Annotated in this window: 19 protein-coding genes; 9 read left to right on the top strand and 10 right to left on the bottom strand. The window is 65.1% G+C overall.

Features of this window, described 5'->3' with window-relative positions:
• The first annotated feature begins 16 nt into the window (after positions 1-16).
• The 8 genes from DK842_RS01255 to vioE all read left to right on the top strand — a co-directional run bounded on the left by DK842_RS01255 (position 17) and on the right by vioE (position 10530).
• Positions 17-586: a YceI family protein gene (locus DK842_RS01255; RefSeq protein WP_114059734.1), complete on the top strand. Its 570-nt coding sequence runs from the start codon at positions 17-19 to the stop codon at positions 584-586.
• Positions 587-616: 30 nt separating this feature from the next.
• Entirely contained in the window at positions 617-1195 is a 579-nt protein-coding gene (locus DK842_RS01250) for a YceI family protein (protein WP_114059733.1), read from the top strand.
• A gap of 211 nt (positions 1196-1406) precedes the next feature.
• Positions 1407-2909, top strand: coding sequence for a sphingomyelin phosphodiesterase (gene sph, locus DK842_RS01245; protein ID WP_114059732.1), 1503 nt, complete (start codon positions 1407-1409; stop codon positions 2907-2909).
• A 304-nt stretch (positions 2910-3213) separates the two neighbouring features.
• Entirely contained in the window at positions 3214-4467 is a 1254-nt protein-coding gene (locus DK842_RS01240; protein WP_114059731.1) for a flavin monoamine oxidase family protein, read from the top strand.
• A gap of 69 nt (positions 4468-4536) precedes the next feature.
• Positions 4537-7533, top strand: a complete 2997-nt coding sequence (gene vioB, locus DK842_RS01235) for an iminophenyl-pyruvate dimer synthase VioB (protein WP_114059730.1) — start codon at positions 4537-4539, stop codon at positions 7531-7533.
• Position 7534: 1 nt separating this feature from the next.
• Complete coding sequence (locus DK842_RS01230; protein ID WP_114059729.1) at positions 7535-8824, top strand: FAD-dependent oxidoreductase; 1290 nt, start codon at positions 7535-7537, stop codon at positions 8822-8824.
• Positions 8824-9945 (top strand): tryptophan hydroxylase, encoded by a 1122-nt coding sequence (locus tag DK842_RS01225; RefSeq protein ID WP_114059728.1) that lies wholly within the window; start codon positions 8824-8826, stop codon positions 9943-9945. Before DK842_RS01230 ends, DK842_RS01225 begins: the two co-directional genes overlap by 1 nt.
• Positions 9946-9954: 9 nt before the next feature.
• Positions 9955-10530 (top strand): violacein biosynthesis enzyme VioE, encoded by a 576-nt coding sequence (vioE, locus tag DK842_RS01220; RefSeq protein WP_114059727.1) that lies wholly within the window; start codon positions 9955-9957, stop codon positions 10528-10530.
• A gap of 65 nt (positions 10531-10595) precedes the next feature.
• On the opposite strand, the gene DK842_RS01215 is transcribed toward vioE, so the two are convergent.
• The 4 genes from DK842_RS01215 to DK842_RS01200 are packed head-to-tail and all read right to left on the bottom strand — an operon-like array spanning position 10596 to position 15671.
• A complete protein-coding gene (locus DK842_RS01215) occupies positions 10596-11693 on the bottom strand; it encodes a tryptophan 7-halogenase (protein ID WP_114059726.1) in 1098 nt (365 codons plus the stop codon).
• Positions 11683-13506: a LodA/GoxA family CTQ-dependent oxidase gene (locus DK842_RS01210; RefSeq protein ID WP_114059725.1), complete on the bottom strand. Its 1824-nt coding sequence runs from the start codon at positions 13504-13506 to the stop codon at positions 11683-11685. The genes DK842_RS01215 and DK842_RS01210 overlap by 11 nt, the downstream gene beginning before the upstream one ends.
• Positions 13507-13520: 14 nt before the next feature.
• Positions 13521-14783, bottom strand: coding sequence for a ferritin-like domain-containing protein (locus tag DK842_RS01205; RefSeq protein ID WP_114059724.1), 1263 nt, complete (start codon positions 14781-14783; stop codon positions 13521-13523).
• 42 nt (positions 14784-14825) lie between these two features.
• The gene (locus tag DK842_RS01200) at positions 14826-15671 is read right to left on the bottom strand and encodes a heme-binding protein (protein WP_114059723.1); all 846 of its coding nucleotides are present in this window, start codon (positions 15669-15671) and stop codon (positions 14826-14828) included.
• Positions 15672-16099: 428 nt separating this feature from the next.
• Between DK842_RS01200 and DK842_RS01195 the strand changes: the two genes are divergently transcribed.
• Complete coding sequence (locus tag DK842_RS01195) at positions 16100-17578, top strand: hypothetical protein (RefSeq protein ID WP_114059722.1); 1479 nt, start codon at positions 16100-16102, stop codon at positions 17576-17578.
• Positions 17579-17582: 4 nt separating this feature from the next.
• On the opposite strand, the gene DK842_RS01190 is transcribed toward DK842_RS01195, so the two are convergent.
• The 6 genes from DK842_RS01190 to DK842_RS01165 all read right to left on the bottom strand — a co-directional run bounded on the left by DK842_RS01190 (position 17583) and on the right by DK842_RS01165 (position 24417).
• Positions 17583-18341 carry a copper chaperone gene (locus tag DK842_RS01190; protein WP_114059721.1) on the bottom strand — a complete coding sequence of 253 codons (759 nt, stop codon included), beginning with the start codon at positions 18339-18341 and terminating at the stop codon, positions 17583-17585.
• A 4-nt stretch (positions 18342-18345) separates the two neighbouring features.
• On the bottom strand, positions 18346-18822 hold the full coding sequence (locus tag DK842_RS01185) for a DUF7868 domain-containing protein (protein WP_145963950.1): 477 nt from the start codon (positions 18820-18822) through the stop codon (positions 18346-18348).
• A 29-nt stretch (positions 18823-18851) separates the two neighbouring features.
• Positions 18852-19742, bottom strand: coding sequence for a tyrosinase family protein (locus DK842_RS01180; RefSeq protein WP_168191772.1), 891 nt, complete (start codon positions 19740-19742; stop codon positions 18852-18854).
• Between the two features lie 196 nt (positions 19743-19938).
• Complete coding sequence (locus DK842_RS01175; protein WP_114059718.1) at positions 19939-20430, bottom strand: GNAT family N-acetyltransferase; 492 nt, start codon at positions 20428-20430, stop codon at positions 19939-19941.
• 64 nt (positions 20431-20494) lie between these two features.
• Positions 20495-22975: a two-component system response regulator gene (locus DK842_RS01170; RefSeq protein WP_114059717.1), complete on the bottom strand. Its 2481-nt coding sequence runs from the start codon at positions 22973-22975 to the stop codon at positions 20495-20497.
• Positions 22972-24417: a sensor histidine kinase gene (locus tag DK842_RS01165; RefSeq protein WP_168191771.1), complete on the bottom strand. Its 1446-nt coding sequence runs from the start codon at positions 24415-24417 to the stop codon at positions 22972-22974. The genes DK842_RS01170 and DK842_RS01165 overlap by 4 nt, the downstream gene beginning before the upstream one ends.
• Between the last annotated feature and the right edge of the window lie 237 nt (positions 24418-24654).

Raw genomic sequence — 24654 nt, 5'->3', positions numbered from 1 at the left:
ATCCGGAGAATCCACCATGGATATCAAACGCATCGCCATGCCGCTGCTGCTCGGCGGCCTGCTTGCCGCGCCGCTGGCGGCCCAGGCTGTCGAGTTCAGCTCCATCCTGCAGGACAAGAGCAATATCGCTTTCGGCTACAGGCAGATGGGCGTGGGAATGCAGGGCCATTTCAAGAAATTCTCGGCCTCGCTGAGCTTCGATCCGGCCAAGCCGGCCGCGGCCAAGGCCCAGTTCGACGTGGCCCTGGCCAGCATCGACACCGGCTCGGCCGAAGCCAACGAGCAGGTGGCGGACAAGGACTGGTTCAATACCAAGCAGTATCCGACCGCCCGCTTCGTCTCCGGCGCCATCAAGCCTCTGGGCGGCAACCGCTTCCAGGTGGACGGCAAGCTGACCATCAAGGGCCGCACCCAGCCGGTGAGCACCGTGGCGACGATGACGCCGCAGGGCAGCGCCGCGACCTTTGATGGCGCATTCACCATCAAGCGCGCCGATTTCGCCATTGGCGAGGGCGACTGGAAGGATTTCGGCACCGTCGCCAACGAAATTCAGATCAAGTTCCATCTGCTGGCGCGCGCCAAGTAAGCGCCGCCCACTCAAAACAAGGAAGAAGCCATGAACAGATTGACCCGCCTGACGCTGGCCGCCGTGGCCGCCGCCGGTTTCAGCAGCGCCGCCTTCGCCAAGCCGGAAACGTATGTGATCGACGGCAGCCACACTTTCCCGCGCTTTTCGTACAGCCACCTGGGCTTTTCCACCCAGCTGAGCCGTTTCGACAAGGCCAGCGGCAAGGTCGTGCTGGACAAGGAGGCCAAGACCGGCTCCGTCGACGTGACCATCGACATGAAATCGGTGAATACCGGCTACCCGGTGTTCAACGGCCATATCCAGGGCGCGGATTTCTTCGACACCGCCAAGTTCCCGACCGCCACCTTCAAGTCGACCAAGGTGGTGTTCGACGGCGACCAGCCGACTGCGGTGGAGGGCAATCTGACCATCAAGGGCGTGACCAAGCCGGTGACGCTGACACTGTCCAGCTTCACCAACAAAGAGCATCCGATGCTGAAGAAGGACGCCATCGGCGCCAATGCCAGCGTCAAGATCAAGCGCACTGAATTCAACGCCGGCAAGTACGCGCCGTATGTCGGCGACGACGTCACCATCGACATCGCCTTGGAAGCCATCCACGAGTAAGCGCGCGGAGGCTTTTCGCGCGAAAGCCGCCGTCCTTGTGGACGGCGCCTTTTTTGCGTCCGCAGGCTTCGGCGGGGTATGGGATGGATTAGTCCCGGCGTGGCTTATGGGTGCTTGAAATGTAAATTGAATATTAAATTTCTGTCAATTAACCATAGTGCAAGAAAACTGATCCAGCCTTTTCCGCTTTCTCACCCACCAAGGATGACCGATGAAAGCCTGGCGTTTTCTGCTGTGCGCGGCGCTATCGCTGCCTGTCGCCTCTCATGCCGAAGCCACCGAAGAGTTGAGGCTCACCACCTGGAACGCGATGCTGCTGCCGCAGGCGCTGTATCCCAACTACGGCCAGATGCGCCGCGTCGAGTTGATGGCGGCCGCGCCCATTCTGCAGGAGCAGGATGTGCTGGTGTTTCAGGAACTGCAGGACAACGCCGCGTCGGAGAAGCTGTTGGCCCTGCTCAAACCCCGTTTTCCCCAGCAGACGCCGGTGATCGGCCGATCGCGGGATGGCTGGGACGGCACCGAGGGCTGGAACGGCATGAAGCCGGAAGACGGCGGCGTCGCCATCGTCAGCCGCTGGCCCATCGTCGAGAAGCGGCAGTATCTGTTTCGGACCGCCGGCTGCAGCTGGGATGGCCAGGCGCTGAAGGGGTTCGCTTACGCGAGGCTGGATGTGGGCGGCCGCAATTACCACGTGATCGGCACCCATTTGCAATCGGAAGACAGCGGCTGCGCCAACCATGCCGATATCGCGGTGCGCCAGGCGCAGCTGCGCGAGATCGCCGCCTGGGTCCAGGCGCGCCGGCTGCCGGCAGGCGAGACGGTCATCATCGCCGGCGACATGAACGTGGACCGCGGCAAGACCGGAGAGTACCGGGCGATGCTGGACATCCTGAAGGCGTCCGAGCCGGCCTATTCCGGCGCGCCGCACAGCTTCGACACCGCCGGCAACGGCATCGCGCTGGAGCGCTACGGCGCGCGCACCGGCGACGCGCCGGAATACCTGGATTACATTCTGGCGCTGACGGCCCATCGCCAGCCCTTGGGCTGGACCAATCTGGCGCTGGACGCGGCGTCGCCGCAATGGACGGCGCAGTCGGCGCTGGCGAAGCAGACCTACGCTTACGCCGATTACAGCGATCATTACCCGGTGCAAGCCTACGCCCAGGCCGCCGCGAAGGCCCCCCTTAGGCTGAAAGGCGGCGGTGGGTATCGCCACGCCACGCTGCAGAACCTGGCCAGCGGCCGCTACGTCCAGGCCGCTGAGGCGAACGACGGCTGGCTGAGGACCGACGCGGCGGAGGCGGGGCCGCGCGCGCGCTTCAATTTGTCCAATAACTTTTCGATGCGCGATAACGGCTGCATCCGCTCCGGAGAATACGTGAGGCTGGAGCGAGCAGACCGGCCGGGCTGGTTCTGGACCTGGTGGGGCGGCGCGGGCGGCAACCAATATGCTTACTACACCGCTCAGGGGCCATTGAGCCGCTCGCCGGAGCTGCGCCTGATCAACCATAGTCGGCCGGGGGGATGTCTGGCGGATGGCGACATCGTGTCGTTTCGCGACTGGGCGCGAGCCGCCGATTATTATCTGACCGCCTGGAGCGGCGGCAGCCACGGGGACCAACTCTATTTATGGCAGCCGACTGTCGGCGATGGGGAGCGTTTCCGCATCCGGCTGGGGGTTGACGCGCCGCGCCAGGCCTGGCGCCGCTAGCCGCGATGCGGCCTCTTGTCTCCCATTCTCCACGGCAGGGCCTGTTCATTGGAACAGGATTCGTCACTGTGTCCGACAATATTCTTGATGAATGGATACGGATGGACTACCGTTGCTTGAAATTACAAAGGCATAGATCAAATTTAATTTGAATGCCAAATATCTTCTCTGCTTGCCGGAGTTGATGAGGAAACAAGAGGCTACATCCCGATTCCGAGGCGAACGCTGCAAGAATTTCGCCGCCATGCTTGCCCGCCGCCGCCGCTCGGCGGGCCTGGATTGAATTGTCAAAGGGACATTCGCGATGAAGCATTCTTCCGATATTTGCATTGTTGGCGCTGGGATCAGCGGCCTGACTTGCGCCAGCCATCTGCTCGACTCGCCGGCCTGCCGCGGCTTGTCCTTGCGCGTTTTCGACATGCAGCAAGAGGCGGGAGGACGCATCCGCTCGAAGACGCTGGACGGCAAGGCCGCGATCGAGCTGGGCGCGGGGCGCTTCTCCCCGCAGCTGCACCCGCATTTCCAGAGCGCGATGCAGCATTACCGCCAGAAGAGCGAGGTGTATCCGTTCACCCAGCTGAAGTTCAAGAGCCATGCTCAGCAGAAGCTGAAGCGGACGATGAGCGACCTGTTTCCCCGGCTGAAGGAGCATGGGAAGGAGTCCTTCCTGCAGTTCGTCAGCCGTTTCCAGGGGAAAGACCGCGCGGTGGGCATGATCCGCTCCATGGGCTACGACGCGCTGTTCCTGCCGGACATCTCGGCCGAGATGGCTTACGACATCGTCGGCAAGCATCCGGAAATCCAGAGCGTGACCGACAACGACGCCAATCAGTGGTTTTCCGCGGAAACCGGCTTCGATGGCCTGATCCAGGGCATCAAGGCCAAGGTGAAAGCGGGCGGCGCGCGCCTCAGCCTGGGCTACCGCCTGTTGTCGGTGGCGGCGGACGGCGACGGCTACCGGCTGCAGTTCGCCGGCGACGACGGCTGGAAGCTGGAGCATCGCGCGCGGCACCTGATTCTGGCGATCCCGCCGTCGGCGATGGCGGGGCTGGATGTCGGTTTCCCCGAGGCCTGGAGTGGCGCGCGCTACGGCTCCTTGCCGCTGTTCAAGGGCTTCTTGACCTATGACGAGCCTTGGTGGCTGGACTACAAGCTGGACGACCAGGTGCTGATTGTCGACAACCCGCTGCGCAAAATCTACTTCAAGGGCGACAAATACCTGTTCTTCTACACCGACAGCGAGATGGCCAATCATTGGCGCGGCGCGCTGGCGGAGGGAGAGGAGCATTATCTGGCGCAGATTCGCGCCCATCTGGCCGACGCGCTGGGCATCGCCGCCGAACGCATTCCGCAGCCTCGCTCGCATCTGCACAAATACTGGACCCACGGGGTTGAGTTCTGTCGAGATAGCGATATCGCCCATCCTCCCGCGCTCAGCCACCGCGACAACGGCATCATCGCCTGCTCGGATGCCTATACCGAGCACTGCGGCTGGATGGAAGGCGGCCTGCTCAGCGCGCGCGAAGCCAGCCGGCTGCTGCTGCAGCGCCTCTCCTGACGCGCCAGCCTGAACGCGGGGCCTGGCCGCTGTTTGGGCCATGCCTCGCCATGATCATTCGGGAGACACATGAGCATTCTGGATTTTCCCCGCATACATTTCCGCGGCTGGGCGCGCGTCAACGCGCCCACCGCCAACCGCGACCCGCATGGCCAGATCGACATGGCCGGCAACGCGGTTTTCATCGACGGCCAGCCGTTCGATCTCGCGCGCCATCCGACTGAGTTTCATCGCCATTTGCAAGCGCTGCAGCCGCGCTTCGGCCTGGACGGCCGGCCTGACCCGGCAGGGCCGTTCAGCCTGGCGGAAGGCTACAACGCTGCCGGCAACAACCATTTTTCCTGGGAAAACGCCGCAGTCAGCCACGTGGAGCTGGACGGTGGCGGACCGGATCGGAGCGATGGCCTGGTCGGCGCCAAGCTGGCGCTGTGGGGCCATTACAACGACTACCTGCGCACGACTTTCAACCGCGCGCGCTGGGTGGACAACGATCCCACCCGCCGCGACGCCGCGCAGATCTATGCCGGCCAGTTCACCATCAGCCCTGCCGGTGCCGGCCCGGGCACGCCTTGGCTGTTCACCGCCGATATCGAGGAGGGCCACGGCGCGCGCTGGACGCGCGGCGGCCACGTGGCGGAGAAAAGCGGCCATTTTCTGGACGATGAATTCGGCCTGGTCCGTCTGTTCCAGTTCTCGGTGTCCAAACAGCAACCGCACTTCCTGTTTCATCCGCGGCAGTTCGATTCCGAAGTTTGGAACCGGTTGCAACGGGAATTGGAGAGCGACGACGCGCTCGGCCTGACGGTGCAGTACGCGCTGTTCAATATGTCCACGCCGCCGCAGCCCAATTCGCCGGTGTTTCACGACATGGTCGGCGTGGTGGGCCTGTGGCGGCGGGGCGAGCTGGCCAGCTATCCGGCCGGCCGGCTGCTGCGGCCGAGCCGGCCCGGGTTGGGCGACCTGACGCTGAAGGTGGGCGGCGGCCGGGCGGCGCTCAACCTGGCTTGCGCGATTCCGTTTTCCACCCGAGCGGAACAGCCGTCCTCAGCGGGCGTCCTGACGCCGGATCTGGGCGGCAAGCTGCCGCTGGGCGATCTGCTGCTGCGCGACGAGGGCGGCGCGCTGCTGGCGCGGGTGCCGCAGGCGCTGTACCAGGACTATTGGGCTAACCACGGCATCATCGATCTGCCGCTGCTGCGCGAGCCCAAGGGCTCGCTGACGTTGTCCAGCGAGCTGGCCGAGTGGCGCGAGCAGGATTGGGTCACGCAATCCGACGCCTCCAATCTTTACCTGGAAGCGCCGGATCGACGCCATGGCCGTTTCTTTCCGGAAAACATCTCGCTGCGCAGTTATTTCCGCGGCGAGGCCCGCGAGCGGGCATCCATTCCCTACCAGATCGAGGGCATGGGCCTGGTCGGGGTGGAGTCGCGCCAGGACGGCATCGCCACCGAATGGCGGCTGACCGGCCTGCGGCCCGGCCCGGCTCGCATCGTGCTGGGCGACGGCGAGGAGGCGATCCGGCTGAGGGTGTTGCCGGACGACTGGGCGCTGGACGACGCGACGGTGGAGGAGGTCGATTACGCCTTCCTGTACCGACACGTGATGGCCTACTACGAACTGGTCTATCCCTTCATGTCCGACAAGGTGTTCAGTCTGGCCGACCGCTGCAAGTGCGAGACCTACGCCAGGCTGATGTGGCAGATGTGCGATCCGCAGAACCGCGGTAAGAGCTACTACATGCCCAGCACCCGCGAGCTGTCCGCGCCCAAGGCCAGGCTGTTCCTCAAATACCTGGCCCATGTCGAGGGCGAGGCCAGGCTGCAGGCGCCGCCGCCGGCCGGGCCGGCGCGCATCGCGAGCAAGGCGGAGCTGGCGGCCGAGCTGCGCAAGGCGGTGGATCTGGAACTGTCGGTGATGCTGCAGTATTTGTACGCAGCCTATTCCATCCCGAACTACGCCCAAGGCCAGCAACGCGTGGCCGACGGCGCGTGGACGCCGGAACAGCTGCAGCTGGCTTGCGGCGGCGGCGACCGGCGCCGCGACGGCGGCATCCGCGCCGCGCTGCTGGAAATCGCCCACGAGGAGATGATCCATTACCTGGTGGTGAACAATCTGCTGATGGCGCTGGGCGAGCCGTTCTACGCCGGCGTGCCGTTGATGGGCGAGGCGGCGCGGCAGGCGTTCGGCTTGGACACCGAGTTCGCGCTGGAGCCGTTCTCCGAATCGGCGCTGGCGCGCTTCGTTCGGCTGGAATGGCCGCATTTCATCCCGGCGCCGGGCAAGTCCATCGCGGATTTCTACGCCGCCATCCGCCAGGCCTTCCTCGATCTGCCCGACCTGTTCGACGGCGAGGCCGGCAAGCGCGGCGGCGAGCATCACCTGTTCCTCAACGAACTGACCAATCGCGCGAATCCGGGCTACCAGCTGGAGGTGTTCGATCGCGACAGCGCGCTGTTCGGCATCGCTTTCGTCACCGACCAGGGCGAGGGCGGGGCGCTGGATTCGCCGCATTACGAGCATTCCCATTTCCAGCGGCTGCGCGAGCTGGCGGCCCGGATCATGGCGCAGCCGGCACCGTTCGAGCCGGCGCTGCCGGCTTTGCGCAATCCGGTGCTGGATGAGGAGCCGGGCTGCCAGCGCGTGCGGGACGAGCGGGCGCGGGCGCTGATGGGGCTGTACCAAGGCGTGTACGAGTTGATGTTCGCGATGATGGCGCAGCATTTCGCCGTGAAGCCGTTGGGCAGTCTCAGGCGTTCGCGGCTGATGAACGCGGCGATCGACTTGATGACCGGCCTGCTGCGGCCGCTGTCCTGCGCCTTGATGAACCTGCCGTCCGGCATCGCCGGACGCACCGCCGGGCCGCCGCTGCCGGGTCCGGCGGACACGCGCAACTGCGATGACTACGCGCTGGGTTGCAAGCTGCTGGCGCGGCGCTGCGAGCGGCTCCTGGCGCAAGCGTCGATGCTGGAGCCGGGCTGGCTGCCAGACGCGCAACTGGAACTGCTGGATTTCTATCGCCGGCAGATGCTGGATTTGGCTTGTGGAAAGCTTTCAAGAGAGGCCTGAAATGAAGAGAGCAATCATAGTCGGAGGCGGGCTCGCGGGCGGGCTGACCGCCATCTACCTGGCGAAGCGCGGCTACGAGGTGCATGTGGCTGAAAAGCGCGGCGATCCGCTGCAAGACTTATCGTCCTATGTGGACGTGGTCAGCTCGCGGGCGATAGGCGTCAGCATGACGGTGCGCGGCATCAAGGCGGTGCTGGCCGCCGGCATCCCGAGACAAGAGCTGGAGGCCTGCGGCGAACCCATCGTGGCGATGGCGTTCTCGGTCGGCGGCCAGTATCGGATGCGGGAACTGAAGCCGTTGGAGGATTTCCGCCCCTTGTCGCTGAACCGCGCGGCCTTCCAGAAACTGCTGAACAAGTACGCCAATCTGGCCGGCGTCCGCTATTACTTCGAGCACAAATGCCTGGAGGTGGACCTGGAGGGCAAGTCGGTGCTGATCCAGGACAAGGATGGCCAATCGCTGCGTCTGGCCGGCGACATGATCATCGGCGCCGACGGCGCCCACTCGGCGGTGCGGCAGGCGATGCAGAGCGGCCTGCGCCGCTTCGAATTCCAGCAGTCCTTCTTCCGCCACGGCTACAAGACGCTGGTGTTGCCGGACGCGGCGGCGCTGGGCTATCGCAAGGACACGCTGTACTTCTTCGGCATGGATTCCGGCGGCCTGTTCGCCGGCCGCGCCGCCACCATCCCGGACGGCAGCGTCAGCATCGCGGTCTGCCTGCCTTATAGCGGCAGCCCCAGCCTGAACACCACCGACGAGCCGACGATGCGCGCCTTCTTCGACCGTTATTTCGCCAAGCTGCCGCAAGACGCGCGCGACGAGATGCTGCGCCAGTTCCTGGCCAAACCCAGCAACGACCTGATCAATGTCCGCTCCAGCACCTTCCACTACAAGGGCAATGCGCTGCTGCTGGGCGACGCTGCCCACGCCACCGCGCCCTTCCTCGGCCAGGGCATGAACATGGCGCTGGAGGACGCCCGCGCCTTTGTCGAATTGCTGGACCGCCACCAGGGCGATCAGGACAAGGCTTTCCCCGAGTTCACCGCGCAGCGCAAGGTGCAGGCGGACGCGATGCAGGACATGGCGCGAGCCAACTACGACGTGCTCAGTTGCTCCAATCCCATCTTTTTCATGCGCGCCCGCTACACCCGCTACATGCACGACAAGTTTCCCGGCCTTTACCCGCCGGACATGGCGGAGAAGCTGTATTTCACGTCGGAACCGTACGACAGGCTGCAGCAGATCCAGAGCAAGCAGAACGTTTGGTACAAAATAGGGAGGGTCAACTGATGAAGATTCTGGTCATCGGCGCGGGGCCGGCCGGCCTGGTGTTCGCCAGCCAAATGAAGCAGGCGCGTCCGCAATGGACGATAGACATCGTCGAAAAGAACGACGAGCAGGAAGTGCTGGGTTGGGGCGTGGTGCTGCCCGGAAAGCCCGGCCAGCATCCGGCCAATCCGCTGTCCTATCTGGACGCGCCGGAAAGGCTGAGTCCGCAGTTCCTGGAGGAGTTCAAGCTGGTGCATCACAACGAGCCCAGCCTGATGAGCACCGGCGTGCTGCTGTGCGGCGTGGAGCGCCGCGGCCTAGTGCACGCCTTGCGCGACAAGTGCCGCTCGCAAGGCATTTCCATCCGCTTCGAATCGCCGCTGCTGGAGCGCGGCGAGCTGCCGCTGGCCGACTACGACCTGGTGGTGCTGGCGAATGGCGTCAACCACAAGACTTCCCACTTCACCGAGGCGCTGGCGCCGCAGGTGGACTATGGCCGCAACAAATACATCTGGTACGGCACCAGCCAACTGTTCGACCAGATGAATCTGGTGTTCCGCACCCACGGCAAGGACGTCTTCATCGCCCACGCCTACAAGTACTCGGACACGATGAGCACCTTCGTCGTCGAATGCAGCGAGGAAACCTATGCCCGCACCCGGCTGGGCGAGATGTCCGACGAAGCGTCGGCCGAATACGTGGCCAAGGTGTTCCAGGCCGAGCTGGGCGGGCACGGGCTGGCGAGCCAGCCTGGCATCGGCTGGCGCAATTTCATGACGCTGAGCCATGACCGCTGCCATGACGGCAAGCTGGTGCTGCTGGGCGACGCGCTGCAGTCCGGCCACTTCTCCATCGGCCACGGCACAACCATGGCGGTGGTGGTCGCGCAGCTATTGGTCAAGGCGCTGTGTGCCGAGGATGGCGTGCCGGCCGCGCTGCGGAGTTTCGAGGAGCGCGCGCTGCCGCTGGTCCAGCTGTTTCGCGGCCACGCCGACAACAGCCGGGTCTGGTTCGAAACAGTGGACGAGCGCATGCACCTGTCCAGCGCCGAGTTCGTGCAGAGCTTCGACGCCCGCCGCAAATCGCTGCCGCCGATGCCGGAAGCGCTGGCGCAGAACCTGCGCTACGCGCTGCAACGCTGAGGAGGCCGCATGGAAAACCGGGAACCGCCGCTGCTGCCGGCGCGCTGGAGCAGCGCCTACGTGTCGTACTGGAGTCCGATGCTGCCGGATGACCAGTTGACGTCCGGCTACTGCTGGTTCGATTACGAGCGCGATGTCTGTCGCATCGACGGCTTGTTCAATCCCTGGTCGGAGCGCGACACCGGCTACCGGCTGTGGATGTCCGAGGTCGGCAACGCCGCCAGCGGCCGCACCTGGAAGCAGAAGGTGGCCTACGGCCGCGAGCGGACCGCTACGGGCGAACAGCTGTGCGAGCGTCCGCTGGACGACGAAACCGGCCCGTTCGCCGAGCTGTTCCTGCCGCGCGACGTGCTGCGCCGGCTGGGCGCCCGCTTCATCGGCCGCCGCGAGGTGCTGGGCCGCGAGGCCGACGGCTGGCGTTACGAACGTCCGGGCAAGGGGCCGTCCACGCTGTATCTAGACGCCGCCAGCGGCGCGCCGTTGAGGATGGTGACCGGGGATGAGGCATCGCGCGCGTCGCTGCGCGATTTCCCCAATGTCAGCGAGGCTGGCATCCCCGACGCGGTCTTCGCCGCCAACTCTTAGCGTTTGGATCGGGTAGAAAAACGGGGCTGCTTGCGGGCAGCCCCGTTGTCGTCGCCGGGCGCGGATCAGGCGGAAACGGCCAGCGCCGCGGGCGCGAAGGCGCGACGCTGCCAGAACGGTTGCTCCGGCCAACGGGTTTCCTGCCGGTAATGCCGCCTCCGCTCCGCCAGGTAGCGGCGGAAACCGTCGTCGGCGCGTTTGGCGTAGGCGCGCGCCGGCGCCAGGTCGCCGTCCAGCATCGCGGCGATGGCCGGCGCGGCGGCCAGCGCGTCGCCCAGCGCGCCGCTGATGCCGGACGAGGTCAGCGGGTCCAGTCCCATCAGCGCGTCTCCGACGCAGATCCAGCCGCGGCCGGCGGCGCGGGCGACGCAGCCGCTGTGGGCGGCGAAGGCGTGCACGGCGTCCAGCCGCGCGGGCGGCGGCAGCCGCTCGGCCAGCAGCCGGGTGGCGCGCCAGGCGGCCAGGAATTGGGCGGGCTGGTCCAGCTTCTGCCCGCGCGCCAGATCTTGGTCGACCATCAGCGTCGCCAGCGCGCGGCCGTCCGGCAGCGCGGCGGCGTACCACCAGCCGTAAGGCGCGGCTTCCACCAGCGAGTAGCCGCTCAAGCCGCCGTGATTGGGCGCGTGGCAGGCCAGCGCCTGCAGCCGATCCAGCCGGTGCCGTTCCACGCCCAGCCGGGAGGCCAGCGGCGAACGCCGGCCGCCGGCATCCACCACCACCTTGGCCTCCACCTCGCCCAAGCCCCGCACTTGCAGCCGCCAGCCGTCGCCGGAAGGCGCGATGCCGTCGACGCCGGAGTCGCCCAGCGCCGTCACGCCGCGCGCCATCGCCTCCTGCCGCAGCGCCTGGTCGAAGCGGGCGCGGTCCAGATGCCAGCCGTGGCCTTGGCCGCGGTGCAGGAAGTGATCCAGGCGGGGCGTCTCGCTTCCCCACAGCGAAAGGTTGCCGTGGTAGCGCAGATGGCCGTCCAGCGCGTGGCCGGCGCCCAGCCTGTCCAGCAAGCCGGCGACGTCGGGCGTGGCCGATTCGCCGATGCGGAAGGGCTGGGCCAGCGGCCGGTCCAGCAGCAGCGCCTCCACGCCCAGCGCATGCAGCGCCAGCGCGACGGCGCTGCCGGCCGGTCCGGCGCCGGCAATCGCCACCGGATAGCGGCTAACGCTCATTGCGCGGTTCCGGCTGCGGAGGATGGGCGGGGTCGAACGGACGCGGCAGTTCCCGTTCCACCTCGACGAAGCGGCGTTCGCCGTCCACCCGTTTTTCCATCACGAAGCCCAGGCCGGACCAGTATTTGACCATGTCGATGTCGTCGGCGAACTGAATGAAGTCGCCCGCCAGCTGGTCGTAGTCGGTGCCCAGCCACGGCACCTGCTTGCCGGTTTCCTGGTCAGGCGGCGGCGGAGGCGAGGCGGCCGCCAGCGTCCGTGGTTGCGGTTGCGGCTCCAGATAGACGAACTCCGGCCGCTGGGCCGGCCACCACCATAGCCGCCTGCCGTCCAGCGGCTGCGACGAGCACTCGTTGAAGTCGGCCTGCCAGGGAATGGCCATGTAGCGGGTGACGTCGCCGGGCTCCATGCCGCGCTTGAGATTGAAGTCCAGACTCAGCGGGCCTTCGGGCACGAAGTGGTTGCGGATGCGGAAGGGCTGGCGGTAGATGGCCGGGTTGCGCGATATCCAGGTCATCTCGATGCCGGGCGAAAACGGTCCGCCGACGCAGTTGTCCAGCGCCGCGCGGGTCAGGCTCTCGGCCGCGTCGCCTTCCTCCGGCCGGTTGACGAACCAGCCGCCCACCCACTGCTGCAACATGAAGTACTGGGTGTCGGTGAGGCGCATGTACTTGCTGGTGGCGGTGCTGAGCACCAGGCAGTTGTCGCCGGCCAGATACGGCATCATCGTCGCGCCGCTGGCGGTGAGGATGTCGTTTTCCTGGTAGGGCGGGCGGATGAAGTCCAGGATGTATTGGCGAAAGCCCTGGTATTCCGGCGCGCCCTGGCCGTCCGCCCCGGTCGCGCCCAGTTTTTCGAAATCGAAATGGTGCGGTTTGGGCGGAATGGCGGCCACCCACGGCATATAGGTGGCGCGTTCCAGCAATGGGCGGATTTCGGTGTGAAAATTGGGCTTGAAGCCATCCGCCCCGGATTTCCAGAAGCCGTTTTCATAGAGGGCCGGATAGTGGCCGCTGCGCACCATGGCGTCGAAGATGGTGTCGTACAGCGTGATCAGGTTGGGCACCTCCGGCGCGTACTTGGGCGGGGCCACCAGCACGTGGGCTGGCAGCGCCTCGATCCGGCTGCCGTCGGAGAGCTCGATCACCGCGCTGACCGGTCCGTCCGAGGTGTCGTCCCACCAGCCGTCGTTGTTGGCGTAGTCGGTGATGACGGCGTCGGGATCGGCGGAGCCGGAGACGCCGTAGCCGCCCAGCACCAGCAACCGGCCATCCTGGTCGGTGCGCAGTTCGCCCAAGGTGTCGATCGAATCCTTCATCGGATAGAGCGGACTGGGCGGGAAGTGCGCGCCATCGTAGCCTTCCGGCACAGTGCTTTTGCTGAATGGCACGCCTTGCTGTCCGGCGCCGGAGATGCTGCGCGGCCCGGCGTCGATCAGCAGCGTGTGCCTGTCTTCGACCTGAGGATTGCGCAGCGGGTGGTTGGACGCGTAGCCGCCTTCTCCTTCGGCCGGGACGAAGGTGTACCAGCTGGGCTTCTTGTTGGCCAGATGGGCGGTCCAGCGGATGGCCTGGACGCCGTCGGTTTTCAGCGTCACTTCCTCGCTGACGCCGTTTTCCACCTTGTACACCTTGAAGCGCGCGGCCTGGCGGCACAGCCGGCCCTCGGCGTCCCGGAAGTCCTGCTGGGTGAAGGGCTGGCCGTCCGGCATGATGGGCAGGCCGCAGTAGCGGTCCGGCTCGATATAGAACTTTTCCGGCGCGTTGCCGACGCGGGCGATGCCGATGGCGGGGTAGATCCGGTATTCGATCATGATGTCTCCCGATTTCAAGCGTGAGCGGACGGATGGGTGGCCGCCAGGCGGCCGATGTTGTCGCGCACGCATTCCAGCGCGTCGACCATGTCGTTCCGCTCGGTCGGATCGTCTATCTGCTGTTTGGCCGCCTGGACGGCTGCGGGCAGCCGCTTTTCCAGATCGGCCAGCTTGCTGCCGGGCTGGTACAGATAGGTGGGCGCGCCGTTGGGGCCGACGTCGCTGTCGGTGTCCTTGTGCAGCGGCGTCTGCATCAGCTTGCGCGCCAGGCTGGGCAGAGCCTGGTGCATCAGCGGCAGCCCCAGCGTGAAGAAGCTGTCGCGGGCGTGGCCGGCGACGAAGCTGCGCTCCATCGCGTCCAGCATCAGGCTGTAGGCGATGTCGAACATCTCCGCCAGCTGGATGGCCATCGGATTGGTGAAGTCGGCGCGCTTGGGATTGGAGACGATGGGGTAGGTGGGCGGGAAGGCGGCCTTGTCCAGCGACACGGTGCGGAATTTCTTGAAGTGGGACATTTCGTACGGCGTGCCGATGATGGGGCCGTAAGTGCCATCGGTGCGCTCGCCATAGGTGTTGTAGGTGGCCCACGGTTCGATGGGGATCATCGATTGTGATTCCGGCACGCTGCCTTCGCCCTGCTGCACGATCTGCTGGACGCCTAGCTGGGCGCTGGCCAGGTCGGTGACCAAAACGGGCTTGCCGCCGAATTTGCCCAGATAGATGTCCAGCCGCTGACAGGCGTCAGCGTTCTGCGCGAACAGCGCCTGCTGGTCGGGGTAGGCGGCCAGGCCGTCCAGCAGCGCGTCGTACAGCTGGGCGATGTAGCTGTAATTGTCGCCGCGCGGCGGCGCGTGCGGCGGCGCCGGGGTTTCGATCGCGGTGAAGGTGTCGTTGAACACTTCCACCGACGCCCGGCACAGGCCGATGAAGGGGGTGGTGCTGGTGTTGGCGTGGGGCAGATAACAGGGATAGACCGGCGCGGCGCTGCCGGTCAACTTGGGCCTGCCGCCTATTCCTACCAGCAGATTGGCGGCCTGGTTGAGGTGGAACATTTCCTCCATCATCACGCTGCGCAGCAGCTGGTAGGCCTCGCAGTTGGGATCGCTGATCGAATACAGCGCGGTCAGATAGGGCGGGATGGTGGTCATTTCCACCTGGATGGCCAACTGGGCCGCGTCCTGCAGCGGCTTGCGCGGGTCTGCCGCGTCCTCGGCGCCGGGTTGGCCGTAGATGCGGTCGAACAGCTTGCCGAAGGGTTTGCTCGAATCGATGCTCATGTTTCCTCCGCGTATCGTCGGATGGGCAAACAACGGACGCGCTCAGCGCTTGATCAGCGTGGCCACCGACACGTGCGGCCAGATGATCTCGTCGAATACCAGCAGCACGGTCTGCGTGTACTGCAATTGCAGAAATTGAGTGCCGTCGGGGCGCTGCAGCGTTTCGATCCAGAAAATGGCGTTCATCTCCACCGCGTCGGCGTTGCGGACGATGAAGGGAATGTTGCTGATGCCGCCGGCGTCGCGGGTGCTGACCGGCAGGTTGACGGTGCTGGCCACCTTGAGCTCAAGTTGCTGCTGCTGGCGCTTGAGCACGTCCACCAGCGCCTGGTTGGGGTTCTGCATGTCGAAGCCCGGCGGGAAATGGCCATTCAGGTAGGGATCGGTGTAGCCCAGCGGCAACGGCTTGCCGTCCACCCGGGTGGGCAAGGTGCTGACCGGCGCGATATTGGGCGCGCGCGCCTCGCTGGACGATTGTCCCTGGGCCAGCAACGAATCGCCGTGGGGGATGGTGGCCTGGCGGACAATGGTGGGCGGATCGCTCGGCGCGGTGGTGGCCGGCACGTTCAGCCACAGGCCGGGTTCGATGTGGATGCCTTCGCCGGTGGCTGCGTCGTTGACCTGCTGCAGGTAGGTCAGGCCATACAGGAAGATGTCGTTTTGCTTGGAGCCGCGGTTGGGCACCGGGCCGCCTATCGGGGTGAAGCTGATGGATTCGGTGGTGGCGTTGACGATCAGGCGGAAGATCTGGCCGTGCTGATGGTCGGGCACGGCGATCATATTGTAGCCGTGGCCGGTCCAATGGCCGGCGAGTTCGGCCAGCGGGCCGAGATGGTCCAGGCTTTGCGACAGCGGCGCGGACGCGCGCTGGAATTGGCTGAGGTTCATGGTTGGCTCTCCCAAGACATGGTCAGGATGACTGCTGCTGCCTGGTGTGTTGCCGACCCGATACCGCGATATTGTGGTCCGTCTTGATGACGGATCATGCCGGTTAAGTAGTATTGCTTAACCATACTTGCCATGTGGAATATCCGGCATGTGCTGGTTATAGCCGTAAGAGGGGCCAAGTCAAGCGGGGAGGGGCTTGGCGAGCGATGGGACGAATTTATTTCACCTCTTTTGTTGTTTGTTTTTGTTTTAAAAACAGTTATTTATGACAGCTTCTGGTTCTGCGGACGGGAGGGCGCTCGGCATAAGATAAGAATTGCCGGTCCTGTTCTGCGCGCAGAGCTGGGGCCGGCGGGGCGCTGTCCATGACATGCCCCTGGACCACGAGCCGGCCGTTTGTTCCGCGCCGGCCCACGCAGGAGCTTGCGATGGAAACCTGGCGCATCAATCAATACCGGGCGCCGCAGTTGGTATCGTTCAGCGCCCGCCTCGACGCGGATGGCAATACCGTGGTGCTGGCTGCCGACGCCAACGAATACAAGCTGGCGTTCAACGGCGTGGAAGGCGGCCGGGTGCTGGACAGCGTGCTGGCGATGGCGAATCCGGGCTCGGAAATCTGGTTCGACATCCATTCCGGCACCGCTCAGCCCTGGCAGCTGTCGCTGGCCAGACAGTTGGACGAGCTGTCCTTGATTCGTGACGCGCCCGCCGGGCGCTCGGCGCTGGAAATGCGCCGGTTGGAGCAAGAGTCGCTGATCCAGCGCTGCGTGTGTCGTTTGCTGGCGGTTTGCGGCGAGCGGGCTGCACTGCATGCGCCCATCGCGCTGGCGATGCTGAGGCTGCTGGACGAGCCGCCTCCGGTTGCGGGCGCCTTTTCGCTGGGAGAGGTCGGTGCGCCGGAGTGGGCCGACAATTTCGCCCTGCAGACTTTCCATCTGCAAAAGCTGTATCTGGAAGACAATTTGCCGCAATTGATTCCTTTGTGGCGCCGCGTGTTGCAGGGTTTCGCCGAGGCTGCCGGTTTGCCGCTCAACGCCATGGAGGCGCAGGGCCGGGTGGCGCGGCCCGATGTGATGGGTTTCTATTGCCCGACTCAGGAAGAGGCCTATTTGCTATGCCTGGTCGAACTGGTGCGGATGGCGCCGGCGCCGCGGGCGAATCGGCTGCTGCCCGGCTGGCCGTCTCCGACGATGGCCGACAGCGGCGTCAATTTCATGCGTCGCGCCAGGCAGTGCCGACGGTCCGGCCTCGCCCAATTGGGGGAAAGCGGCCTCGCGCGCCGCATGGAACGGGAAGGCGCCGATAGCGGCGTATTGGTGCAGGGCCTGTTCATCGAGCAATACCATGTCTCCCGCCGCTTCGCAGAGATCATCGCGCCGTTGATGATCAAGCGCATGCGCTTGCCGCTGAAGCAGCATGTGCACCGCTATTTCCAGGAGGAGTTGGGACGGGAAGTGTATGGCCGTTCGGTATGCGAAGCGCTGGGCGTGCCGGCAGCCTGGCTGGATCAAGCGTTGCCGCTGCCGTTGTTCCAGGCTTATGTCGATGCCTTCACCGTGCTGGGCCGCTATGATCCGATAGGCTATCTCGCCGCGCTGACGGCTTTCGAGGGCGGCTTGGGCATGAAAAGCCTGGCCTGCATGCAGGAGGGGCGGGTAGCCGAGGAGCGAGCCTGTTATTCGCAGGCCGGTTCGGGAGAGGGGGGGGCGGATGAGGGTTTCGCGGCGCTGCCGCAGCTGTTTTTCCGCGAGATGTCGCTGTTGGGCGCCGCCGCCCAGCGCCGGGCGCTCGACAGCATGGCTTACATGATGGAACTGGGGCACCGCGCGTTGGAGCAGGTGGCGAGCTTTTACGGCGGGCAAGCGCGATTGACGATGTGTTCCCTGGACAGTTTCGACGCGGAGTGACGGCTCAGCCCCAGATTCGCCAAGCGAAGAGCAGGCCTAGCAGCAGCGCGCTGGAAATCGTTGTCGGCAGCCCCCGGTAGCGTTCAGCGGCCGCGAGCGCAGCGATTTCTATCATGACGGTCGGGCTATGGCCGCTCGCCAGCGGCGGCAGCATCAGCAGCCAGCAGCTTCGCAGGCAGGCGATCCCGCTTTGCGCGCCGTAAATCAGGCAGTCACGATTCGCGGCCGCGCCGGCAGGTGCCAGCGCGCGGCCCCGATGGCAGGCGGCCAGCGCGGCGGACTTGAAGGGACTGCTCTGCCAGAGCGCGGCTGCCGCAACGGCGACGGCCATGGCGATGGACGGATCGCCCGCCATCAACCCGATGAAGGCGGAGAGCGCATGCAGCGGCGGGGCGGCCGCCAGCCACAGTCCCAAGTAGCCGCACAGCACCAGGAAAATGGCGAGGTGCCGGCGGCGCCACAGGCTGCGCAAGGATGCATAGCGGGCGGGGCCGGCGGCCAGCGGCAGCATCATCGCGGCGGTCATTGGCAACATCGCGTCGTCTATCGAGCCCTGCAGCGCTCGCACAAGATTGGTTCCGCCTGCGTCGACGCGGCAAATATCGTCCAGCCAAGGCATGCCAGACAGGCTCAGCAGCCAAAGCCAGGCGGCCGCGCACAATGCCAGCACCCACCATTCCGGGCAGTCTCGCAGCCAACGCGCGAATAGTTTCCGCCAGCGCGTCGATGCCAATCCAGATGTGTCGGCGAGGAGGGCGGGCATGCCCTTACTCGTAATACAGGCTGACCCGTCCCACTCGGATTTCCGTGCCGGGCTTGGCTTGTCGGCGAGGCACGAAAGTGACGCGCAGGTCTTTCGGGTCCCAGCCGGGCTCCCGCTCCAACAGCGCCATCAGCTCGGTGACGTCGAACACGTAGTGCAAGCCGGTGCCGGCATGGCCGGTTCCCTGGCGCGAGGCTTTGTCCAAGCCGAACAGCGGCAGGACCCCGGCGCACAGTTCTTCGCGGCGGCCGGGATGATCCTCGCCCGTGGCGTGCAGGTAGATTTCATAACCAGGCGGCGCTCCCTTGCCGGTGACGCGCTCCACCCGCAAGTAAACCTGGCGCGGCCTGCCGGCCGTCTGGGCCTGCAATGCCGGCCCGGTGGGCTTTTCGATGGACAGGCTGATAGTGGCGTCACGCGATGTGAGCGGGAATGGCTCCTGCGTGGCAGCCACCATTTCGCACGGGTGTTCCGATGACATGATTGCTTGCTCCCGTATGCTGCGCAGCCCTAGCGGACATTGCCGAGCGGGTTGGCGAGGTTGTCGTACTGGTAGCGCCATGGGCCGGTTGCCGTGTCCACTACGTCCTGCGGCGCGAAGGTGACCGCCCTGCCGCTTGCGTCGTGGAAGAAGAAGCGGGTCGCGCTCAGCCACTTGGGGTCTGTCGGATTGGCGTTGCCCATCTTGCGCCATACTTCCCACAGACGGTCGATATTGGCGTGGTGCAGCCAGAAAATGGGGTCCAGCGCGGCAGTGTCCGGATCGCCCATCAGGCCTCCGATATCGCTGTGCACCATGTCGTGGGGCACCATTTCAAGTTGTCCCTGATCGCTGTCGCCCATATGGTTGGGACCGCGGACAGGGCCGCCGAAGCCGGAGTCTCCGGCGGTGGTCAGGTGTCCGCCGAATATCTTGCGCTTCAGGCAGTTCAGGCTGACCGCCTTGTTGTCCAGAAAAGGCTTGCCGTCATTGCCCTGGTCGCGTTCCACGCGCAGGGGATTCTGGCCTGGCAGTCCGGCAAATGCCTGCGCGGTGAAGGCGGGGGGAAGCGCGCGCGCGTTGGCTTCGCTGTAGTTCCAGTACGGCAGTGCCCAATCGCCAGGACCGCCGAGCTTGGCGACCGTCGCCGCGACGATGTCTTCGAATATGCCGAGATAAGCGCGGTGCCAGGGCAGGAAAAACCAGGTGGCGTGCTGGCATTGCGCCCAGGCCTGGCGTTGGTCCGAAGTCAGCGATGATGGGTTCTGCAGGGTGCCGTGAATCGAGGCTTGGTAACGCCAACTGGAGGTGTCGCTGATCGGCCGCTGCTGCATATCGTGAATGGCTTTGGCATACCATTGCAGGGTTTGGTCGCCGGCATCCAGTTTGAACACATCCTTGCGCAGGCGGGGGGTAGTCATGTCGGCCGCTCCTGATAGGGCATCGCGTCTGGCCTGGAGGCGGACGGCGCGGTTGCGGAGCGGGCCTCCTGGCGGGAAGGGGGGCTTGCGCCTCCATGCGCGGCGGACGAGAGCCGCCATGCAGATATAGCTGGCAAAGGGAGCGCGCCGCTACGGGGCGAATACTTAAGTGTCAGTACGGATGGTTTTGCAATGGTTAATCCGCGTCGCTTAATACCGTGTATTCCACGCCGTCCAGGATGAAGGCCACCTTTTCGCGCATGCCCAGCCGCAAGTGGGCGCTCAGCGAAGGGGCATTGTCGCGGCGGATGAACAGGATGGCCTCCCTTCCCGGCAGGCGGGCCCGCAACGCAGCATAGAGCCGGGCGGGCAGTCCCTGTCCCCGTTCCGACTCGGCGATGCAAATCGGTCCGTAGACATAGGCGTTGGGCGATCCCGGCCAGGCGCGAAGCATGGCGGCTACCGCTGGCGGGGGCGAAGGATGGTCGGCGGCGGCGCTGAACAGCGCGCCGACCACTTGTCCGCCGCGCAAGGCCGCAATCACCGGCATGCCTGTCTGCAGCATGGCGGCGACCTTGTCCGCGGGGAATTCTCCGGTCAGCGCGCCGCCGCGGGAAGGCGAATTGTCTCGCAGCAGGGAGGCGATGCCGTCCCGGTCTTGCAAGTCGGCCAGGCGGATTTCCAGCATGAGCGGCTCCTCGCGCCGGGACGCGCAACGGAAACCGCCATCTTCGGCTGCGCTCGCCGCCAGGTCAAGCCGCGGGCAGGGCGCGCATGGAGGGAGGAAATTCTCCGGGCATGCTTCCATTATGGTTGCGCAGCAGATCAGCGAAGGCGGCGCCCGATAGCGGCCGCGAATACAGGAAGCCCTGCGCGTATTCGCAATGACAGGCTTGCAGGATGGCGGCCTGGGCCGGCGTTTCCACGCCTTCCGCGATGACTTTCAATCCCAGCTTGTGGGCCATTACGATGATGGCTTCGCACAAGGCGTGGTCGCGCGGGTCCTCGGCGATCTGGCGCACGAAAGCCTGATCTATCTTCAGGTAGTCCAGCCGATAGCGTTTCAGGTAGGACAGCGCGGAGTAGCCGGTGCCAAAATCGTCCAGCGCGATCTGGATGCCGATGGCGCGGTAGCGATCCAGGGAGTCCTGGACCTTGCGATCGGCATCCAGCAACAGGGTCTCGGTGATTTCCAGCATCAGCGCCTCGCCCGGCACGCCGCTGCGCGACAGCTTGTCCAGCCAGCGCAGAGGGTTTTGAGGGTCGCGGAAATGCACGGCGGAGATATTGACTGCGATGCGCAGATCGTCGCGCAACGCGTTGCGCCATTCACGGACCACGCGCAGCGCCTGGTCGTATACCCATTCGCCTATCTTGGAGATCAGCCCGCACTCCTCGGCGATGGGGATGAATACCGCCGGCGCGATTGTGCCATGCAATGGATGCTGCCAGCGCAGCAGCGCCTCGGCCTTGTGGATGCGGCCGTTGGCCAGATCGACGATGGGTTGGAACTCCAGCTGGAACTGGCCTTGCTCCAGCGCCTGGTGCAGGCCGCTGGAAATTTGCAGCCTGACTTCGGCTGCCTTCTGCATCGCCGGCGCGAAGAAGCAATAGCGATTGCGGCCGGCATGCTTGGCGCCGTACATCGCTTGGTCGGCGTTGCGCAACAGCTCGTCCACGCACAGGCCGTCCGCCGGCGCCATCGAAATGCCGATGCTGCCGGTGACGTAGCACACCATCTGCTCCAGCCGCACTGGCTCGGCCAGTCGCTGCAGCAGCTTTTGCGCCATCAGATCCACGTCGCCGGGGGCGTCGATGTCGCCCAGCACGATGCAGAATTCGTCGCCGCCCAGTCGCGCGACGGTATCGCTGGCGCGGACGCCGCTTTGCAGCCTGGCGGCGATGGTGGTCAGCAACTGGTCGCCGTGACCGTGTCCCAGCGAATCGTTGATGGTTTTGAAATGGTCGAGATCGATCAGCAGCAGCGCCATCATTTTCTGGTGGCGCAGGGCCTGGGCCAGTTCGTATTCCATCCTGTCCTGCAGCATGCGGCGGTTGCATAGATTGGTCAGCGGATCATGCTTGGCCAGATAGTCCAGCTGTTCCTGAACGGCCAGCACCGAGCTGATGTCGGAAAACACCAGCACGTAGCTGGCGATGCCGCCGCCGGGGCCGGGCACGATGCTGATGCTTTCCCAGATGTTGAGCACCTCGCCGCTTTTGTGCAGGTAATTGACGTTGCCTTGCCAAAGTTTGCGGTCTCCAGGCGGCGTTTGCGGATCGGGATGGGAGAAGCCGTGCGTAGACGGGTATAGCGGGGAAATGTCGGGCCAGGCCATCGCCTCCTCCGCGCTGTAGCCGGTTTGCAGGCTGAAGGCCGGGTTGACCGAAATCACCCGGCGTTGCGCGTCCAATATCGCGATGCCTTCGGAGGTGGAGTCGAACACAGTCGCGGCCTGACGCAGTTTTTCCTCGGCTCGCCGCTGGCCGGAGATGTCCTGCAGCACGCCTACGATGCGGCGGCCGCGTTCACCTTCGTCGAAACAGCGGGCGCGGGCGAGCAGCCAGCGCTCATCCTGATCGGGACCGGTACGGGCGCGGAACTGCACGTCCATACCGCAGCCCTGGTCTCGCGCCGCGGCCACGGCGGCCTCTACTGCCGGGGCGTCGCGGGCGTCTATCTGTTCCAGGAAGTGGCGGATGGACTCGTCCGCCGCCAGGCCGGCGGACGCCGGCGCATCGTCGGCCAGGCTGAACATCCGCATCTGGTCGGCATCGACCTTCCATTCCCATACGTCGAGTTCGGCGGCCTGCATCGCCTTGCCGATGCGGCCCAGGTGCTCGTCCGTCTGGCGCTGGATGCCGAAGCGCACCATGGCCATCTGCAGCGTGGCGTGCAGCTCCCGCGGGGAAACCGGCTTGACCAGATAGCCGTAGGGCATCGCGCTTTCCGCCCGCTGCAAGGTGGCGTTTTCCGCGTAGGCGCTCAGGAATACGATGGGGATGCGCAGTTGGCGATGTATTTCGCAAGCGGCTTCCACCCCGTCCATCGGGCCCTCCAGATGAATGTCCATCAGCACCAGGTCGGGCTGTTCCTTGCGCGAGCGGGCGATCGCCTGGGCGCCGTCGGCGGCCACGCCGCACACTTGATAGCCAAGCGCCTGCAACTGCAGCTGCAGGTCCATTGCGATGATGCGTTCATCTTCGACTATCAGGATGCGGACGTTCTTCATGGCGTTCCTCCTGCGCCGAACACCGGGAAGCGGACTTCCACCCGTACGCCGGGCCGGTTGTCCAGCGTGTCCAGCCGGGCCCCCATCTGCTCCGCCAGCATGGGCACCAGTTGCAGGCCCAGAGATTGGATGGGGGGGGCGGCGGGCATGCCGGCGCCGTGGTCGGCCACCACCAGCAAGGCTTGCCGCTCGTTCTCGCGCGTCAGTTGGATTCTGATGGCGCCTCGCCCGTCGGGATAGGCATGCTTGAGCGCGTTGGTCAGCAGTTCGTTGATCAGGAGGCCGCAGGGCGTTGCCCGCTGCAGTTCGATGCAGACCAGGCCGGCCGGCGCGTCCAGCTCCACGGCCAGTTCGCCGGCCAGTTGGCCGTAGCTGCTCAGCAATAGTTGGTTGAAGCGCTGAAGGTATTCGCCCAGGTCCACCTTGGAAAAATCGTGGCGCTCGTACAGCAACTGGTGGATCAGCGCCATCGAGCGCACGCGCGCCTGGCTGTCCTGCAGCACGCCGCGGGTGCTTTCCTCGCGCACGTAGCGGGTCTGCATGTTCAGCAGGCTGATGATGACTTGAAGATTGTTTTTGACCCGGTGGTGAACCTCGTTCAGCAACGTGGTTTTTTCCTGCAGCGCGGTTTCCAGCTGATGCTGAACCTGCTTGCGGGCCGTGATGTCGACGATGCCGGCCAGCACCATGGGGCCGGCTTCGGTGTCTATCGGGTTGAGGCCGATCTCGATCGGAAATTCCGCGCCGTCCTTGCGGAGGCCGAACAGCTCCCGCCCCACCCCCATGGGCCTGGCCTCCGGGTGGCGCAGAAAGCCCTGCCGCAGTTGGCCGTGATGGCCGCGAAAACGCTCCGGCATCAGTTTTTCGATATGCATGCCCAGCAGGTCGTCGCCGTCGTAGCCGAACATGGATTCGGCCAGGCGGTTGAACAGGATGATGGAGCCGGCGCCGTTGATCATGACCATCGCGTTGGGCGACTCCTGCACCACCTGGTGGAATCTCTCCTCCAGCCGCTTGCGCGGGCTGAGATCGCGGGTGAGCTTGGCATAGCCGCGCAGCGTGCCGCCGTCGTCGTGCAGCGGCACCAGCAGAATCTCGGCGAGAAAGCGGCTGCCATCCCGTCTCAGGTGCCATTGCTCGCAGGCGTAGCGTCCGCTTTGGCGAGCCAGGCCGAGTTGCCGCGCCGCTTGCAGATAGGCGTCATCCGATGGCGGCAGCAGACTGCTGAAGTGATGGCCCAGCGCCTCCGAGGCGGAGTGGCCGTGTATGCGCTCCACGCCGTCGTTCCAGCTGCGTATCAGACCATCCGTATCCAGCAGGAAGATGCCGTGATCCTCCACGTAATGAGTCAGCAGCTGGAAACAGATGTCGCTTTCCTTGATTCCCGGCAGGGGAACGGGGCCGGCGGCGGGTTTCTTGCTTTCCTTCGTGCAATTGAACATGGCGGGAAAGTCCGGGAGGTTGCACATGGGCGTGTTGGCAAAAACCAATCCCGTTATAGGGTTAATGCTGGCTCCATGCCATCGGCACAGTATTTGTACGGACATCTTGCAAGCGGGGTTGGAGCGATTGGTGATGAGTCTTGTATGAGAAAAATTGATTAATTTGCTGAAAATTAATCAATTTTCAGAATGATATATTGCCGGGACAATCTATCCTTTCCAAATCAAGCGAGTAAA

This window comes from Chromobacterium phragmitis (assembly GCF_003325475.1).
Classification (GTDB): domain Bacteria; phylum Pseudomonadota; class Gammaproteobacteria; order Burkholderiales; family Chromobacteriaceae; genus Chromobacterium; species Chromobacterium phragmitis.
The sequence above is the reverse complement of the archived record's forward strand: the minus strand, read 5'-3'. Positions and strand labels throughout refer to the sequence as shown.